At 35.1% G+C, this 18,690-nt stretch carries 14 protein-coding genes; 4 read left to right on the forward strand and 10 right to left on the reverse strand.

The window, feature by feature from the left end; genetic code table 11:
- Positions 1–10 precede the first annotated feature (10 nt).
- The 3 genes from FKR84_RS05980 (at position 11) to FKR84_RS05990 (ending at position 4,699) form a co-directional block, all read left to right on the forward strand.
- A complete protein-coding gene (locus tag FKR84_RS05980) occupies positions 11–820 on the forward strand; it encodes a lysophospholipid acyltransferase family protein (protein ID WP_141421388.1) in 810 nt (269 codons plus the stop codon).
- Between the two features lie 141 nt (positions 821–961).
- Entirely contained in the window at positions 962–1,876 is a 915-nt protein-coding gene (locus tag FKR84_RS13330; RefSeq protein ID WP_233357681.1) for a serine hydrolase, read from the forward strand.
- A gap of 18 nt (positions 1,877–1,894) precedes the next feature.
- On the forward strand, positions 1,895–4,699 hold the full coding sequence (locus tag FKR84_RS05990) for an Npt1/Npt2 family nucleotide transporter (RefSeq protein WP_141421389.1): 2,805 nt from the start codon (positions 1,895–1,897) through the stop codon (positions 4,697–4,699).
- On the opposite strand, the gene FKR84_RS05995 is transcribed toward FKR84_RS05990, so the two are convergent.
- From FKR84_RS05995 to FKR84_RS06025, 7 genes are all read right to left on the reverse strand, one after another.
- Positions 4,700–5,980 (reverse strand): serine hydrolase, encoded by a 1,281-nt coding sequence (locus FKR84_RS05995; protein WP_141421390.1) that lies wholly within the window; start codon positions 5,978–5,980, stop codon positions 4,700–4,702.
- A gap of 3 nt (positions 5,981–5,983) precedes the next feature.
- Entirely contained in the window at positions 5,984–8,899 is a 2,916-nt protein-coding gene (locus FKR84_RS06000; protein WP_141421391.1) for a PEP/pyruvate-binding domain-containing protein, read from the reverse strand.
- 251 nt (positions 8,900–9,150) lie between these two features.
- Positions 9,151–9,552, reverse strand: a complete 402-nt coding sequence (locus FKR84_RS06005) for a hypothetical protein (RefSeq protein ID WP_141421392.1) — start codon at positions 9,550–9,552, stop codon at positions 9,151–9,153.
- Positions 9,546–10,124 carry a hypothetical protein gene (locus tag FKR84_RS06010; RefSeq protein ID WP_141421393.1) on the reverse strand — a complete coding sequence of 193 codons (579 nt, stop codon included), beginning with the start codon at positions 10,122–10,124 and terminating at the stop codon, positions 9,546–9,548. Before FKR84_RS06010 ends, FKR84_RS06005 begins: the two co-directional genes overlap by 7 nt.
- A 27-nt stretch (positions 10,125–10,151) precedes the next feature.
- A complete protein-coding gene (locus FKR84_RS06015) occupies positions 10,152–11,345 on the reverse strand; it encodes an LETM1-related biofilm-associated protein (RefSeq protein ID WP_141421394.1) in 1,194 nt (397 codons plus the stop codon).
- Positions 11,346–11,427: 82 nt separating this feature from the next.
- A complete protein-coding gene (locus FKR84_RS06020) occupies positions 11,428–12,249 on the reverse strand; it encodes a hypothetical protein (RefSeq protein ID WP_141421395.1) in 822 nt (273 codons plus the stop codon).
- Positions 12,250–12,423: 174 nt separating this feature from the next.
- Positions 12,424–13,293 (reverse strand): diacylglycerol/lipid kinase family protein, encoded by an 870-nt coding sequence (locus FKR84_RS06025; RefSeq protein WP_141421396.1) that lies wholly within the window; start codon positions 13,291–13,293, stop codon positions 12,424–12,426.
- 71 nt (positions 13,294–13,364) lie between these two features.
- Between FKR84_RS06025 and FKR84_RS06030 the strand changes: the two genes are divergently transcribed.
- Positions 13,365–14,327 carry an App1 family protein gene (locus FKR84_RS06030; RefSeq protein WP_141421397.1) on the forward strand — a complete coding sequence of 321 codons (963 nt, stop codon included), beginning with the start codon at positions 13,365–13,367 and terminating at the stop codon, positions 14,325–14,327.
- 56 nt (positions 14,328–14,383) lie between these two features.
- On the opposite strand, the gene FKR84_RS06035 is transcribed toward FKR84_RS06030, so the two are convergent.
- From FKR84_RS06035 to FKR84_RS06045, 3 genes are all read right to left on the reverse strand, one after another.
- Positions 14,384–14,668, reverse strand: coding sequence for a YtxH domain-containing protein (locus tag FKR84_RS06035; RefSeq protein WP_141421398.1), 285 nt, complete (start codon positions 14,666–14,668; stop codon positions 14,384–14,386).
- 124 nt (positions 14,669–14,792) lie between these two features.
- Positions 14,793–16,562: a mechanosensitive ion channel domain-containing protein gene (locus tag FKR84_RS06040; RefSeq protein WP_141421399.1), complete on the reverse strand. Its 1,770-nt coding sequence runs from the start codon at positions 16,560–16,562 to the stop codon at positions 14,793–14,795.
- 126 nt (positions 16,563–16,688) lie between these two features.
- Positions 16,689–18,506, reverse strand: coding sequence for an acyl-CoA dehydrogenase family protein (locus FKR84_RS06045; protein WP_141421400.1), 1,818 nt, complete (start codon positions 18,504–18,506; stop codon positions 16,689–16,691).
- Positions 18,507–18,690: the final 184 nt, after the last annotated feature.

An 18,690-nucleotide genomic window follows, 5' to 3' on the forward strand; every position in this document is an offset into this window, starting at 1 on the left:
CAATTAACGTATGGGGTTATTTAAGAAAAATCCTTTTGGACACATATTATTATTAAAAAAATGGCTTATTCGTATTATGGGTGGGCTAACCCATAGCCGGTATCGTGGTTTTAACGATTTAAAAATAGAAGGCTCGGAAGTAATTAAAAATTTACCGGATAAAAACGTACTTTTTGTTTCTAACCACCAAACCTATTTTGCAGATGTAGTGGCAATGTTTCACGTTTTTAACGCGAGTTTAAGCGGTAGAACAGATAGCATCAAAAATGTAGGGTATCTATGGCACCCAAAACTTAATCTTTATTATATAGCAGCCAAAGAAACAATGCGAGCCGGTTTACTGGCTAGGGTATTATCTTATGCCGGCGCTATTACCGTAGAACGTACCTGGCGTGAGAAAGGCAAAGAAGTCAATCGCCAAGTAAAAATGAGTGATATTAGCAATATTGGTAAAGCTTTAGACGATGGTTGGGTTATTACTTTTCCGCAAGGTACTACCAAACCCTGGAAACCCATTAGAAAAGGTACTGCTCACATTATTAAAAAATACAAACCCGTTGTGGTTCCTATAGTTATAGATGGATTTAGACGTTCTTTCGATAAAAAAGGTATACGCATAAAAAAACGTAACATCTTACAATCTATGGTAATTAAAGAACCTTTAGAATTTGATTACGAAAACGAAGAGGTAAACAGCATTATAGAAAAATTAGAGTACGCAATAGAGCAACACCCATCCTTTTTAAAAGTTATTTCTGAAGAAGATCTTAAAGCGGAAGAAGAACTTAATGAAAAAAGAAGGTGGAGTTACAAAGAATAAGCTCCTATTTTTAGGCTTTATTGAGGTCTAAAGTGTTAAAAGCTAAAATTTTAACACTAAATCTTCGTTATGGCATAAACATTGAAATTAATTTGCAGAACCATTAAATTAAAATTAATTATTAAAAATTCTTTTTATTTTATGCAAAAAACACGTTTTGCCCTTCTAATTTTTAGTGCTTTATTTATTTCTTTATCCGTAAAAGCACAGCAAAGTTTACCCCTTACAACCACAACACCTTCTCCCTTAATAGAAGTTGCCAACGACCCACTACAAATCTTGTTGAAAGATGAAATTAATCGTCATGCACATTGGAAAAATCTTGTAGACCGCAAAAAAATGTCTGTTGCCGTAGTAGATTTAAGCAACATAGACAATGCTCGTTATGCCGGCGTAAACAGCGACGAAATGATGTACGCTGCCAGCCTGCCTAAAATCGCTATTTTACTTGCATCTATGGATGCTATAGAAAAATGTGAGCTGGAAGAAACCGAAGCCGTAAAAAATGACATTAGGGTAATGATTAGCAGATCTGATAACGCGGCTTCTACTAGAATGATAGATCGCTTAGGTTATGATAAGATTGCAAAAGTACTTACAGAAAAACGCTATAAATTATACGATAAATTGCAAGGTGGCGGCCTTTGGGTAGGCAAGCGTTATGCGGCAGCCGGAGCAAGAAATCCAGATCCTTTAAAAGGTTTAAGCCACGCAGCAACTGTAAAACAAGTTGCCCGTTTTTATTATAAAATGATTACGGGAGAATTGGTTAGCCCAGAGCGTTCTAAACAAATGTTAGAGGTAATGAAAGACTCTGACTTGCACCATAAATTTGTAAACACTTTAGATAGAATTGCGCCAAATGCCAAAGTTTTTAGAAAATCCGGTTCTTGGAGAAATTACCACGCAGACTCGGCTTTAGTTTGGGGTAAAGATGGTAGAAAGTATATAATTGTTGCCTTGATAGAAGATGCTAACGGCGAACAAATTATAAGAGATTTGGTAGAACCTATAGAAAAAATAATAAAAAAATCACGTTCTTTGGAAACTACTTAATATTAGTAGTTTGCCATAATGCTGAAAAAATTTATACAAAATACATTTGATATAAGAAACCGGGAATTACCGGTTTCTTTGTTCATGCAATTGTATATCTTTTTGATTATTACAACGCTTTTAATCGTAAAACCTACGGTTAATGCGTTGTTTTTATCAGAACTAACTTCCAAAAGCTTACCCTATGCTTATCTAATGGTTGCATTAGTAGCGGTGGTAAGCTCTTTTTTTTATAATAAAGCTTTAGGTTATTTTTCCCTTAAAAAAGTAATTAGTTTTACTTTGGTGTTTTCGGCGGCGGTTTTTTTGTCGCTTTATTTACTGCTTAACTTACAGTACTTTAATACAGGCATTCTCTACTTTTATTACGTTTGGGTAGCGCTATTTGCTTTATTGGCCACTTCGCAATTCTGGGTTTTGGCCAACTATGTTTATAACATTCGGCAAGCAAAAAGATTGTTTGGCTTTATTGGTGCCGGCGGAATTTTAGGGGGAATTGCCGGTGGTTACCTTACCAACTTATTGGCGCCGGTTATTGGTACCGCCAACTTGATGATAATTGCAAGTATCTTGCTTTTAGGTTGTATTCCTATTTTACATTTTATCTGGAAAAACCGTGTAAATCCTTCCAAAAATATAGACGATGCAAGCAGTACGCCTACTGCTACCACGCCGGCTTTTAAACTTATTCTAAAATATAGACACCTAAGTTATATTGCCGGTATTATTGGTATGGGCGTGGTTGTGGCCAAGTTGGTAGATTACCAGTTTAGCGATATGGCTTCGCAATATTACCCCAATTCTAATAATTTAGCTTCTTTTTTCGGGTTTTGGTTTTCTACTTTTAATTTGGTGTCGTTGCTGCTGCAATTGTTTTTAACTAGAAAAATTGTTGGGGTTTGGGGCGTGGCTTCTACTTTGCTAATTCTTCCGTTAAGCATTGGTTTGGCTGCGATGTTATTTTTGGTTTTCCCGGAATTGTGGGTGGTAATTTTAATAAAAGGTTTGGATGGCAGCCTAAAACAATCGGTAAATAAAGCTGCTTCAGAATTATTGGTTTTGCCGGTTTCCGAAGAAATCAAAAATAAAACAAAATCTTTTATAGATGTGGTGGTAGATAGCCTGGCTACTGGCCTTGCCGGCGCTTTGCTTATTTTTGTAATTCAGACTTTTAATTTCTCTGCCAGAGAAGTTTCGGTACTTATAATAATTTTGCTGGCGGCTTGGCTTTTCTTTATCTATAAAGTACGCGGCACTTATTTTGAGTCTTTTCGAGAAAATCTTATGCATTTTACCCAAACGCATAACCTACACAACAAAAATAAAAGTTCTAAACGGGTTTTAACCAAGAAAACCATTATTGGCGTTTTAGAAAATGGCAATACAAGCGAGTTGCTTTTTATTTTAAAACGTCTGGATAAAATTCAGGATAAACGCATTAGAGATTTGGTAATTGGCTTGCTTTCCCATCCTTCCGAAAAGGTAAAAACAGCGGCCATAAAGTCTTTATATTTTTTAGATAAAGGCGCTGCCGTAAAAAAAGTACAACAGTTAATTCATTTTAAGGAAGATGAGGTAGTGCTTGCAGCAATGGAATATTTATTGGCGCATACCAACCTAAACGAGTTGCGTATTTTTGATGCTTATCTAAACCATAAAGACGAATATATTTCTGGCGCAGCCTTGCTTTGTCTAGCAAAAGAAGCGCAAGAAAATGAGGTTTTGGCAAAGCGTTATAATCTAAAACTGCGTTTAGACATGCAGATAAAAGAATTGAGTCTGCCAGAAGAAATGCACCGCGATGCCACCACCATCCAATTATTGCTTAGTATAGGTTATGCCGGTTATTTGCGGTATTTTTCTTTTATCTCTGCGCATTTCAACAATAAAAACCCCGAAGTGGTAAAAGCAGCCATCAAAGCAGCCGGAATAAGCGCGCACCCAATGTTTTTTAAAGAGTTACTGAATTTTGTAAAACAAGCAGAATTTCGTTCGTATGCCATAGATGCTATAACCAATTATCGTGCATCGGTTATTGCTTTGTTGGTAAACGCGGTTAATAAACCCGAAGGTTCTTTTACGGTAAAAGAAAACATTCCCGAAATTTTAGCCGACTTGAATAGTCCTAAAGCAACAACGGCTTTAATTAAATTACTGAAAAATAAAAATTTAACTATCCGATTAAAAGCAGCTAAGGCTTTATATCAACTTAAAGAGAAAAACCCGAAACTTAAATTTCAGAAAAGAAAAATTGTACGCTTAATTTTAACCGAATGTAATTTGTATTACCAAGCGCTTTCTGCTATGTATTTACAGAAAAAAATTACAAAATCTTTAGATGCTAAAAACCTAGAAGATAAAGAAACCGAAGAATTGACAGCGAGAAATAGTTTAATAGAAATTTTAGAAGAACATTTAGAATATGCTTTAGAACAAATTTTCACCCTGTTGGGAATGCGTTATCCGCAGAAGGATATAGAAATTGCGTATAAAGGAATTAAAAGTGAACAGGAAGAAGTGCGGGCCAATGCGTTGGAATTTTTAGATAATTTATTACAAAAAGACCTTCGGCAAACATTATTGCCTTTAGTAGAACACGTAAATATTGGGCAATTAGAACCCTTGCAAAAAACCTCTCCAACAGAATATGAATGTTTTAAAAACCTCTTAAGCGGTCAGGATCTTCAGGTAAAGCTGGCAGTTTTAAACCTTATTCAACAAACCCAGGCAAAAGAATTTAAACCATTATTAAAAGGTTTAGACAAGCATTCTAATAAGAAAATAAGACGCTTTGCGCGGAAGGCTAAGTTAGCTGTAAAATAATTAGAGACTTTGATTTTTATCTTCTGCTGTAATTATTTTATCCAGTTGCGAAGCCAAAACCATATGATCCCAAGCCGAATTTTTCCGTAAAACATTGGTCATTAGCGCTACAATATATTTTTTACCTTGTGGATGCTCTACAATGGCAACAGAATTCATATAATTATAAACATTGCCCGCATACTCCCCACAAGTTTTTCCGTTAGACCTATCGCAAGAATATAAACTACCCGATTTAAAATAAACCGCGGCATCTTTTAATTCTTTTGAATAGGCATAGCGTATGCGACGATCTGTTAAATAAAGCAAACGTTTTATTTCTAAACTCGAGGCCTCATCTACAATATTACCTTGTTCCAGTTGAACCATATATTTCATAAGTCCCAAAGGCGTTCCTATGCTTCCGCCATAATCGTTTACATATTTATTGGCTCCCGAAGTAAAAAAGCTTCCTAAACGCCACTCGTCGTGCCCAATATTTACTTTCCGTAAAGGTTCGTTTACAATTTTATTGGCCAATAGTGTTATTTCTTTTTTTGGGGTATTTTTAAAATAAGCGTCAGCTTCTTCTTGCGTTAAATTTCGGTAAGCATCGCCAAAAGCAGCCATTAATAATGCTTCCCGCCATACAATGCTTGCCGCGCCATTATTGCTTACAGACATCATATGGTCTGCCCATTCGTATAGGCTAAAAACATCGTTGGGAACTACTTTTCGTTTTGTAAATTTATCGGTTTCCGGTTCATAATCCGGGATAGTGTGGTGGTCATAAATTGCCCAATCGCCGGCGCGCACTTTTTTGTTTTTCAGTAAAGCTACACGCGCATCCCAAGATTCCGGACAAAGTTTGTTCAATTGGTCAAACAAAGCAGTAATGACAGATAATTTCCCAACACTTCCCGGTTGGTAGCCAATTTCTGCTTTGTGAGAAGCATATTTTAAGTTATTGGGGTCTGTCATATCCATTACCGTAACAGAGTAATTTCCACGTGGAATTGCAGCTTTTATTTTTTCTGCAAATTCTTTGTCTTCTTCCAGTAAAACCGATAATGAATCGTCTTGACGCTCGGTTAAATTAAGTTCTATGCAATTAACCGGTAAAAGTGCTCCGGCTGGTAAGTTTAATGTTTGACTGGTATCTGCCGCAATATGTTCTAAGCGTAACAAACGCTTTATGCCCGTAGAACTGTAACCGTCTATCGGGTAAGCGTCTTTGTTGGCGTAGGCTAATAAAACCAAACAAAGAAGCGTAACTATAGAAATGCTTATTTTTTTATACATAGGTTATATTTTCTGGTTTAAGTCAATTTTTTTGGTGTAATCTACCGGCGGATTCATCGCGGCTAAATAATTAGAAGATTTTGCCTTTTCATTTTCTACAAAGGGTCGTATTTGAAAAAGCCATAAATTATCATCTTTAAAGCCTAATTCTACATCGTAAGGACCAGAACTTGCTTTTTTACTTTTCGGAATTTTCTCTCGGATAGTAGTTGCCAATTCCCTTATTTGATCGATGTTTTTTTGCGATAAAATTGGTCGGTTTAAATAGGTGTGTTTTTGTACAAGTCCGCCGTGCTCTGGCAATTGGTTATACAAAAACTCGCGCGCTGGCGCCAATAATTGTATACCTTGCGGATATTGCACTGTCCAAGATTCTGCAGACTGACCGTCTACCGCGCCGCCTGCACCTTTACTAAAGGCAAGCGTTAATCCATTAGATTGATTATTTTCTAAATCTTTGGTTATTAAAACACCGGAATAATCTACATCTACAGACGGAATAATTAAGATACTGGGATAAACATTTTCTGGGTTTTCAAGAAAACTTTGACGCCATTTAAAACTTCGTGCCGTATACGGCGAAGCCCAAACGTCTTTTATTCCTTGTAAAACTTTGTTTTTATCGCGTACATTAAAAACGGTTAGATTTAAACCGGCTCCGGTAAAATTCTCTAAATCTTCCATATTTGTATCGCTACGTAAAAATACCGGCGTTTGCCCAATAGAACTATTAAAGTTGTTTTGGAAGCTTTTTTCTAACGCATTTGTAAAATTTGGTAGAAATGCCATGTTTTCAATAGCATTTCGTAAAACAGCAAGACGCTCTAATTGGCAGGTTTTTATTTCTTCTTTCGTAAAGTTATGTGCTCGCAACTCTTCGGCTTCCTCAAAAGTAGCCGATAAGTAGTGCCAGTAACTGCCAGAGTAATTAGGCATTTTTTGTTCCATATGTGCTTGAAATACACCAAAAGGTAACACCAAACCGTTTACAACTTTTTTGGGGAACATATTTTTTAATTCGCCCAGATTGGCAGCTTTAGGGCCACAAATTTTACCCGAATGTTTTGCACTTATTTCCCGTAAAGAAACCGGTTTTTTGACCGATAAATCTAAGTTGGTTAACGGTACTTTAATTCTCTCTTGGGTTTGCTTTTCTTGCGAGAAAAGCTCTTTCTCTTTTTCAGACAACTCTGTGGCAGGTTTCATTACCACATTACCTTTATCTGAGACTGCATAAAAAATTTCTTGGTTCTTATACTTTTCTATTTCCTTTAAGTTTTCTTCTGAAATAACCGCATTGGGAATACCTAAATTACGTGCCAATAATTGCACATGCGAAACCAAATTACCTTCTGCAACAGTTGCTATGCCGGCAACGGGTTCTAAATCTGCCGGTGCTTTTTGAAATATGTAAATATTGTTTTGCTTTACATCTACTTTTTTAGGATTGTCTTTTACAATTATTAGCTTTCCTTTAGCAAAACCGGGATTTAAACCTCTAATATTTACTTGATTTTCTAAGTTAAACACGCGATTTTTTAAATTAGCTTCCTTTTTAACCAATTGCCCCATTTTTTCTAAGCTGTTGCTTAATTGCAATACCAAGGAAGAACGTATACGGTCGTCTATAAAACTAGTCGCTTTAGGTTCAAAAGGTTTATAATGCTCTACCACTGGGCCGTAAACTGTTTTTACCATAGCAGAACCCCATTCTACCATAGCTTGCGAATTGACTAAGAAATTTTGTAAATTCTTTAGACTAATATTTTGTAAATTTTCTACTTGTAAATGGGGTTCTACTTGATTCCATTCCCACCATTCTACATACCCGGAAGCTGCGGTGGCAAGGCTTAAATTATAAATTTTATCTAATAATTCCAGTAGGTTTTCCGGTTTCCATTTATGGGAATTTTTAAAGATTATTTCTTCCAATTGTAGAGAAATATCCAATGCCTCTAACTTATCTGAAGTGCTAGGTATACTTTCTAAAGAAGTGCGAATCTCGCACATTAAATTTGCGGCGTCTTGCACCAATTCTGCAGAAGAAAGTTCTTCTAAATTTTGATTTGAAAATTCATTTAATTTTTTTCTTAAAAAACTATTTTTAGGAAAATACCGCAATTTATTTTTAAAATAGGTTGCAGTAACCGGGGCGTAAAAACTTGTTAAGGCTTGGTGTAAAGAGTCTAACTGCTTTACTTGTTTTTCTGAAAGTTGCTTGGAATGATTTTCTCTAAAATTATCTACCAATTCTATATCCGAGGCAGCCGGAGAGCCGTGTATCTTGGTACGAACGTCCATAAAATCTTCGTTGTTATCTGCTATAATTTTAGATAAGCTTCGTACGGTTTCGGCTTCATTAGATTCATTATTGCCATGTGGAATGTCTTTTAAAGATTGCCGAATTAAAAAGTAATTTTCTTCTAAATTTTTATCGTTTAAAAACAGCCAATTATAAAAATCTTCGCCCCATTCTTCTTCGTCTTCACTTTGCACAGAACCGCGATAATATTGAGCTTTTTCTAAAATCCACCCGTTGTCTATACTAGCAAGGTATTTGTTTAATTGGTATTGTTTTAATCGCGAATGTAAATTAGCGGCATCCCAAAATGCGTTCTTCTTGGAGTAGGCCAAGATGTCTGCAAAAAATAAATGGTTTTTTTCTCTTAAAGTTTTAACAAATGGTTTGTAACTTGCGTGTTGTATACCTTCAATATCATCTGGGCACGGATCCTTAGAATCTCTTCTCGTGCCGTCTTCGCAAAACCATTCTATTTTTAAATAAGGTCCGCGGTGTAGCTTTTTATAAGCTTCAATTTTTTCTTTAATTTCTTGGTTACTAACCTCTTGGCTGTTTGCAAAATCTGTACTTCCAAGTAAAACTATGGCAAATAATAGGAAAAAGTAATGTTTTTTCATAAAAAATAAAGCTGTATTTAAATGCTTTGTAAGAATAATTTCAAGATAAGCTTTATAATGTTAATTTGATGCTAATAGAATGTTGATGGCATCCTAAAGTTTAATCTTTTTTAAGTTTTGTGAGAAATTATAGAAAATACTTCCGTAAAGAAATTAAGAATAAACATTTAGTCTTTACGGAATATCTATAAGAGGGGAGATGCGTAGTTTTGAAAGAAAAGTTTTTACTGAAAGAAAACCTACTAAAAACTTTATTTTTTTCCTTTACGGAAAAATATTTTTAAAACAGGCAATTTTTTAATCCCGTAAAGAACCAATATGGCAATACAAGCTGCAGTGCCCAAGCCGCCGCCGTAACCTTGAAAAAACTGACTGGCATGAAAATATAAAAAACAGAATAAAACACCACTAACAGCTGTATGCCAGTAGCTGGGAAAAATAATTTTATTAACCATCCCAACAAAAGAAGCGCCAAAAAATATAAAAGCAATCTCTGTAGCTACAGTTGTTTCTAAGCCAATAATTTTTACCAGAATGGCTACAATTAAACTTGGTAAAGCAGATGCTGTAACGGCATCCCAATAAAATTCACGCTGTAAAAAATACGGAATTACAGCGCCGCCAATACCGGTTAAAATATATAAAATTACCATAAGAAATAGTGTAAAAGCAGGCTAAACAACATTCCTACAAAGGCTATGCTACCTAATTTTCCGCCAAAACCTTGAAACCAAAATTGCGAAATGCTAAAAAACAAGCCGCTAATAATGCCGGCCAGACTAAGAATTAGATAATAGGGTTCTACAAAACCTTTTGTCATACCAATAAAGGAACCGCAATAAATAGCCGGTGCTAACAAAGCCGATGAGTTTTTAAATATCTTTTTTATTAGAACTCCTACAAGTCCAACCACAGCCGAAGCTATGACGCCGCCAAGGCCTAATTCTATATTTAAAATTCCGGTCAATAAAGCGCCGCCCAAAACGCCTAAACTAAGCGACCAGGAAAAGTTGGAAATCTTGTCTTTTCTACGAAATAAATACAAATACGCCAGCAAAACACTTAAGATAAAAACCGTATGTGCCAAACCAATATACCACGGATTTTCTTCTTCAAAAATTATAAAAAGTAAGAAAATACTGTGGGTGACAAAAAGTATAATCACCGGCAAGGGTGTTAACAGTTTTTGATAATTAGCAGGTTTTAAAGTATTGTTTTTTTTCAAAAGAGGTGTTTTTTGGACTTGCCAAAATTAATTGGTTATGCGGTTTTCGTTAAAGGCAGAAGGTAATAACTGCGGAATAAATTTTATAAGAATAGGCAGCAAAATACTGCCGCCGGGCAAAACAAAAATTGCCAAAGAAGGTACGCTTTTACAAATATCTAAAAGTTGTTCTTTTACAATTTTTCTCTCTTTTTCGGTTAGATTGCTGTGCGTAGATTTGCTGAGTAAAACTACCAATGCACCACTTTCTTTAATTTCTGTAAGCAAGCGGTTTTTATTCCGTAAAATAAGCAATTTTACTAATTTATGCGTGTTTTTATAGGCTTGATGAATTGCGTTAGAATTCTCAAAATAAGCTATTTCTGCTTTATGGGTTTTTAAAAATTCTTGCGTGCTTTCTAAAGCTTGGTGGGTGTCTTGTAGGCTAAAACCTAATTTTTTTCCTAAGTTTTCTATAAAAAGTTTTTCTGTTTTTTCTATAGCTTGATCGTTATAAACCGTTATACACGCCAAATCTAACACGTATTTTTTGGCGTTAGTGTTTTTTAAAGCTTTAAACTTTATTTCTTGCAAATGCTTTACGGAAGGTTTTTGATTGGTATACCGAAGCGAATTTTGGAGCAATTTTAGCACTAAAGCTTCATAAATATTTTTCTCTGCTTTTTGCTGAAATGCCAAATACATGGTATTTACAATGTTGGTTTCAGTATTTTTTAAATAAGCTAGCGGAGATTGTTTAGTTTTTAAAAATGTTTCAAAACCTAAAACATCTAAATATAATAAGGCATTAGTAAGCAGATTGCTAAAGTTTTTTTGCAATAAATTCTGGTTGGTTTGTATGCGTGCGTGCAGCAAATTTTCTAATTGAGAAGCCGGGCTACTTTTAAACTTAAATAGTTTTTTAAAAGTTTTATGTTGACTTTCTATACTAAGATAATACGCGCAAATTTTTGTTAGGCAGGCTTTTGCATCTTTTTTTTTACCGTGTTGATAATAGCTTACCACCAAAGCATCTAAGAGGTTTATTTTGGTTTTTTCTTCTATGGTCCATTTGCTGCTTATGCTTTGCGGATAGCTAGGGGTTTGCAAGGTATTTGCGTAAATAAAACCGGCATTTCTAAGTTCTAAATAAAAATTATTTGTTTGCCAGTTTTTGTCGTGTAGGTTTTCTAAAACTACAGGAAAATGTTTTTCTATCCATCCGGAGGCAGAAGGGTTCATAGGTATTTTTTTTCAAAAATAACATAAAAAAAAGACTGCCAAAGTAGACAGTCTTTTTTACATTTTTTAGCTTAATCTAATTTTACTTTTCTAGGGTAAAAGTTCTGGTTACAGGATTGTAAGGACTTTCAACGCGGTTATTATCTGCGTCTAATAATTCTAATTGCACAGTGTTTTCACCCATTGGTAAACCTTCCATAACATAAGGTGTCCATTCTGTAATCATAAATTCTTCTCCGTTTATGGTAGCTTTTACTTTGTTTCCGCCATCGCTTAAATCTGTATTAAGCAAGTAGAAATCTAACATTACTTTTTGCGTGTCTTTGCCAGAATAGGTTCCTTTTGGTCTGCTGTAAAACATATGTGGAGCAGAGAAATCTACGTCTAATTTGTTTTCTTCCGATACATCGCCTACAGATAATTTCTTAATTACATAAGCATTTTTGTTTTTAACAGCTTCGTGATAAGAGCGAGACAAGAAAGCCAAAACGGTATGGTCTCCTTCTTCTAAGTTTTTGGTGAAACTATCTTCATAATGTGCAGAATACGGATTGTTATCTACAATAAAATGTACGTGTTGTCCTTTTTTAGACTCTGCAATACCCAGATCGCTATCGGTTTCTGTAGGAATTCCTAACTCGTAGTTTTCTACATCAAATTGAAATTCTACTTCTCCGGCAGCAACTTGATCTTTTGTGGGTTTTGTCATACTTAAGGCTGCATCGTCAAATTTTGGTGAGCCTTGCATTTTGGTCAAGGTGATTTTTGATTTTTCATCAGAAACATCTTGCTCTTGTTCCATTTGGTCTGCCGCATTAGTGTCTGTATCTTTTTTGTTCTCGGTTTTACAAGAAGAAGCAAAAATTAACGCAAACATTGCTATTGTCAAACTTACTTTTTTCATAATATTTATATTATTTCATTTTTGGTAGAATAAAAGTACTAGGATAAGCGCCAACCGCAAAAAAATTAAAAAAAGCTTAACATTAAGTTATACAATAAATTTTATCGCAATTTCTATCGTATATCTTACATTTTGTTATTCCGTAAAGAAAAAAGTTAAAATTTGAACAGCTTTTTAGGGTACATAAACCTCTAGAATTTTAGGAACTATTTTGGCAGATACATTGGTAAGGTCTTCGCAATATTCGCCATCTATCTGAAAACTTACAGGTTTTGGCGTGCTTATTTTTACCTCTTTAAGCGGTATAATTTCTACAAAATCTTTAGACATTTCTGCTTCTTCGTTTAAGGTTTTTAAAATTTCTAAAACATCTAGTTTTTTAAAAATTAGCAATTCAAAAATACCATCGTCTATTTTGCCGTCTGGATTTACTATTGCTCCGGTGCCAAATTTTTTGCTGTTAGCAAGCGCAATCATAATGGCTTGGCGTGTAAACTTTTTTTCTTTTGTTTTGATGGTAAAAGGGTAGGGACCTTCGTTTTGAATTAGAGTAGGTATAGAATTTAACGCATAACCTAGTTTTCCGCGTATACTACTATTTGTAAACTCTTTAATTAACTCTGCGTTTAAGCCAAAATCGCTAATGTGTAAACCCAGCTCATTATTAATGTTTATAGCATCTATAGTTCTTGTTTTGTTGCCTAATGCTACTTTTAAAAACGTTTCTGGCGTTTGGGGTAAATTTAAATCGCTGGCCAAACCGTTGGCAGAACCTGCCGGTAAAATTGCTATGGGTGTTGCTGGTGTTTCGGGGTTTTGTAAACATTCGGCAAGCATTTTTATACTGCCATCGCCTCCTGCAACTAAAATCCTATCAAAATTATTTTTCTGTAAGAGGTTCGCAATTTGCTCTTTATCATTTTGTCCGTTAGTTTTATAAAGCTCTAAAGTGTCTTTTGGTTCAAGAAAATGGCGCAATTTTCTTACGAGAAATGCTTTATCTTGATTTCCGCTAACCGGATTTATGACCATCAAAATTTCCATAATTATATAAAAATCGTATTTTGTAAAAATATTGGTTAATATATAAAGACCACATTATTTTTCTTAATTATATGAAATTAGATTTAAAAATTTACAGAGGTTATGCTAACGAACGTAAGGTGGTAGTCTACGGACACGTTTTTGAAAAAGCCGCACCAGATGTTTTTGAAATGGATTTGCCGTGGTATAAACACGCTTTTCAAGTTTTGCGTATGTTTCGCATAAAAACCAGTAGTAATATAGCTATTTCTTTAAAAATTTTAGGTAAAACAGCTGAGACCAAAACTTTAGACGACGGGCATTTTAAAGTAATGGTGCCATATGATGGTAATTTAGAACCAGGTTGGCATAAATTTTCTGTTTCTGTAAAAAGCGGTGAAAATGAAGTGGAAGAATCTGGTGAGTTTGTAAAACCTTTTCCCGGGGAATACGGCGTGATTTCTGATATAGATGATACCTTTTTAATTTCGCATTCCGGTAATATTTTTAAAAAATTATATGTTATGCTTACGCGGAATGTAAATCGGCGTAAAGTTTATAAGAATGTAGTAAAACACTATCGTTTACTAAATAAACTAGGCAGAAAAGAAAGAGATAAAAATAACGCTTTTTTTTATGTGAGTAGTAGCGAGTGGAATTTGTATAATTTTATTATACAGTTTACAGAATTACATGATTTTCCTAAAGCGGTTTTAAAATTACAAGATATTAAAACCGGTTTACGCGATTTTTTTAAATCCGGAAAAGGAGATCACGGGCATAAGTTTCATAAAATACATCATATTGTAGAGTTTTATCCGGAACTACATTTTATTTTGCTAGGAGATGACTCGCAGCGAGATGTGTTTATTTATCGTGATATTTCTAAGCAATTTCCAAAAAACATTAGCACGATTTACATTAGACAAACGGGTAAAAAAAAGAAGAAAGAGGTAATAGCTATTTTAAAAGATTTGGAAGAGATTGGTATCAAGACTTGTTATTTTAACAATAGTGCAGAAGCTATGCAACATAGTGAAGAAAAATTGAGCTAACAAAAAAGACCGCTAAAAAGCGATCTTTTAATTTTTTTCTAACAGTTTACAGCAATCTAACTTGCAGCATCATGCAAATCTGCTTTTGCTTTATTTGCAATTTCTTCTCCCTTAGAATCTGCCATAGCTGCATTTTTTCGTGCCTTTAGCGATTCTATTTTATGTTCTAAAGAATTTTTCACTTCGCCAAATTTATCTTTTGCTCCAGATACATAATCGTTACCGGTTTGAGAAATTTGCTTGCGCGTATCAGCACCTTTTTTTGGTGCAAATAAAATTCCTGCTAATGCTCCTACGGCAGCGCCAGAAGTGATTCCGATTAAAATTTTTCCTAACTTCATTTTTCTTTTTTTTATGGTTATTGTTTTGCTGGGTTAAAATTACAATAAGAATCTCTTCCTTCCATACTTATAAAGTTAAGCTATGTATAAACTTTTTAATAGAATCTTAAAGATTTAACACTTGTTAATTTTCCTTATTTTTGGAAGTTTTATTTTCTATAAGAAACCGCTCTTTAGATAAGTGCGCCCCATGTTCTAACTCGCTTATAAATTTAACCAAATCTTCGCGCAAAGCGCAATGTAAATCCCACGTGGTTGTTGCATCTTTAGCACTACACAAAGCTCTAATTTTAATAGCTTTTTCTGTCATATCTACAACTTGCAAAACCGGTGGATAATCTTGGTCCCAATTCTCTGAATTTTCTAGCAATTCTTTAAATTTCTCACGTATTTTTTGTACATCTACTTTATAATCTGCATATAGAACTATAGGTCTAATTTGGTGAGCAGAATTCATAGACCAGTTTTCAAAAGTATTGGTAATTACGCTTTTCAGCGGAATTATAAGTCGGCGTAAATCCCATGTTCTTACCACCATATAGGTAAACCTTATATCTTCTACATAACCCCAGTCATCATCAAAAATCACTGTGTCGCCAATACTAGCCGGTCTGGTAATAGCAATTTGAATACCGGCAATAATATTCCCTAAAGTACTTTGGGCTGCAATACCTAAAATAACGGTAGCAACACCAGCCGATGCCATTAAAGAAATACCAATCTTTTCTAATGATCTAAATTGCGATAAAACAACACTTACTCCAATAATAATAACTACAAAAGTGAGAATTCTTCTTGCTACCGAAACATAGGTAAGCAATTTTCTCGCCTCCGAATTTTCTTCTGCGTTAATATCGCCAATTCTACCTTCTGCCAAATGACTTATAAAGTAATCTACCATTCGCATAAAAAACCAAGTGATAGAGCCAATTACCATAATTATAAGAATAGCGTACAAGGTGCTGGCATAATAACCGGTAAACGAGATAAGTTTGTTTAAAACCAAGTAGAAAAATAAAACGCCAATGGTGAGACCTGCCGGTTTGGCAAGTTTACTGGCTATATTATGAATCCATATTTTATTGGAGTTTAAGAATATTTTTCTAAAAATATAGGCTGTGAGCTTACCTACAAAGTAAGATAGAAAAAAGAGTAGGAGGGTACTTACAAATTTCCATACAGGAATTTTCCATATTTTTAAACGTGCCCAATCCGGCATCATTCTGTCTAATCTTCTTGGGCCGTAAACCTTATATAGTGCATCAATATTATCTACGGTATTGGCAGAAATTAACCAAATTGCACCATAATCTTTATATTTAATACGTTGCAACCGTAAAATTACATCTCTGTCTTCTAGATCTATTGCTCCAAAAACGAGACTTCTTCGTGGTTTTCCGGCAACAGCTTGGTTGGTGGTGGTGCTTATATCTATTTGTCCGTCTGGTCTGTCAGGCAAATCGTCCCAATTAATACGCACGCGTTGGTTTATTACAAAATAGAGTTTTTCTGCCAGAGTTGCCGCCTCTTTTCGCGTTAGATCATCTGGCATCAAATTGTAATTCAGCGCAAACAATGCGTCTTCGTAATTGTCATTTCTCGCATTTAATACAAAGTGCTCTAAAGCCGCTTGCGGAGTCTGTAAATTAAATTCGTTTGGGGGCAAACCAACCGATTTGTTAAGTCTGCTTAATTGGTAATATGCTTCATTATAAGCTTTTATAGAATTGGGTCTAAAATCTTCTTTGTCTTTGGTAACAGAGGTTTTTGAAGGAAGATTGCCTTGCGTGGTATCTTTGTCTTGTTTCTGATAAAAGCTAGTACCCGCAGTAGAATGACAAACAGAAAATAGCGTAAATAGAGCTACGGCAACAACTAAATTATAATTTCTCATGCGGTTTATGTAAAAATAGATTAACAATGGTACGCTGCAATTGTACTACAATAAGTTCAAATTACTGTTAAAAATAACAAAAGCTGCAAAAAAATTGCAGCTTTTGATCTTTAACTTTCGCAACACCTAGAAGCAATAATCGTTTTCTTCCGTAAGTTTTTCGGCAATTGTATTTCTTAGTGCTACTACGTTTGGCATGTTTTCGTATTTAGTAAAACGTTTAAGCCCCATAAGCAGCATTCGTTGCTCATCGCCTTCCGCAAAGGAAACAATGCCTTCTTTTGCTTTATGGTTTATTGTATCTACCGCTTGGTAAAGGTATAATTTAGCCATTGCAATTTGCTCTTTTTGGGCATCTTCTCCAAAACGCTTAGCATTCTTTTCGGCACGTAAAATACCGGATTCTGCCATATAAACCTCAATTAAAATATCGGCAGAAGCCAATAGCAATTGTTGGTGTTCTTCTAATTCTTGTCCAAATTTCTGAATAGCGCTACCGGCTACCATTAAAAATACTTTCTTTAATTTTTTAAGCATTTCTTTTTCTTCGGCAAACAACTGGTTATAATCGGGTTTGTCAAAAGAAGGTATAGAGGTTAATTCTTTTGCCACTGCTTGCGCTGGTCCTAATAAATCTACGTGGCCTTTCATTGCTTTTTTAATAAGCATTCCTACGGCCAACATTCTATTTATTTCGTTGGTACCTTCGTATATTCTAGAAATACGTGCATCTCTCCAAGCCGCTTCCATTGGCGTATCTGCAGAGAAACCCATTCCGCCAAAAATCTGTATACCTTCGTCACTACAGTTTTGAATATCTTCAGAACAAGCTACTTTTAAAATAGAACATTCTATAGCGTATTCTTCAATACCTTTCAATTCTGCTTCTGAAGCAGAATTGCCGCTCTCTTTACGGATATTAATGCGGTCTTCTATATCTTTTGCAGCGCGATAACTTGCAGCTTCTCCCACATAAGCAGAGGTTGCCATTTCTGCCAGTTTCATTTTTATAGCGCCAAATTTTGCAATGGGTGTATCAAACTGTACTCTGTCGTTAGCATACTTTACGGAATGATCTATCACCCGGCGTTGCGCGTCTAAACAAGCCGCAGCCAACTTTACACGACCAAAGTTAAGCGCATTCATCGCAATTTTAAAGCCGTTGCCACGTTCTGAAAGCAAGTTTTCTTTAGGAACAAGCGTGTCGTTAAAGAAAACTTGTCGGGTAGAGGAAGCATGAATTCCCAATTTTTTTTCTTCTTCGCCAAAGCTAATGCCGTTAGGGTTTTCTTTGTCGTATTCTACTATAAAACCACTTATGTATTTGTCGTCTTCAATTCTGGCAAAAACTATAAAAATGTCTGCAAACCCCGCGTTGGAAATCCACATTTTCTGACCGTTAATTTTATAGTTTTTTCCGTCTTCTGTAAGTTCTGCTTTGGTTTTTCCAGAATTGGCATCACTTCCCGCCCCAGGTTCAGTAAGGCAATACGCGCCAAACCACTCGCCGGTAGCTAATTTTGGAATATATTTTTTACGTTGCTCTTCATTTCCGTAAAGTAAAATTGGTAAAGTACCAATACCGGTATGGGCACCAAATGCAGTTGCGATAGATCCGGTTGCCCCGGAAATATAGTCGCAAACCAGCATCGTAGAAACAAAGCCCATTCCTAAACCATCATATTCTTCTGGAATAGCAACGCTTAAAAAACCAAGCTCTCCGGCTTTTTTTAAAATTTCTTCGGTAACTGCATAGTTCTTTTTTTCTATTTCTTCTTTTTTAGGAACTACCTCGCGATCTACAAAATCTTTAACCGAATCGCGCATCATTTTTTGCTCTTCACTAAAGTCTTCCGGAGTAAATACATCTTCTGCTTTTGTTTCCTTAACCAAAAACTGTCCGCCGCGTAGAAGATCATCTTTTTTATTTTCGTTTTTTTCCATTTTTTATTGTCTTATGAATTTTGTTGTTGTTTTATTAAGAGTCAAAGAGTCAAAGAGTCAAAGAGTCAAAGAGTCAAAGAGTCAAAGAGTCAAAGAGTCAAAGAGTCAAAGAGTCAAAGAGTCAAAGAGTCAAAGAGTCAAAGAATTTCTTTTTAATTTATTACTGACCACTGACCACTGACCA

The organism is Haloflavibacter putidus (assembly GCF_006546625.1).
In the GTDB taxonomy this organism is placed as follows: Bacteria; Bacteroidota; Bacteroidia; order Flavobacteriales; family Flavobacteriaceae; genus Mesonia; species Mesonia putida.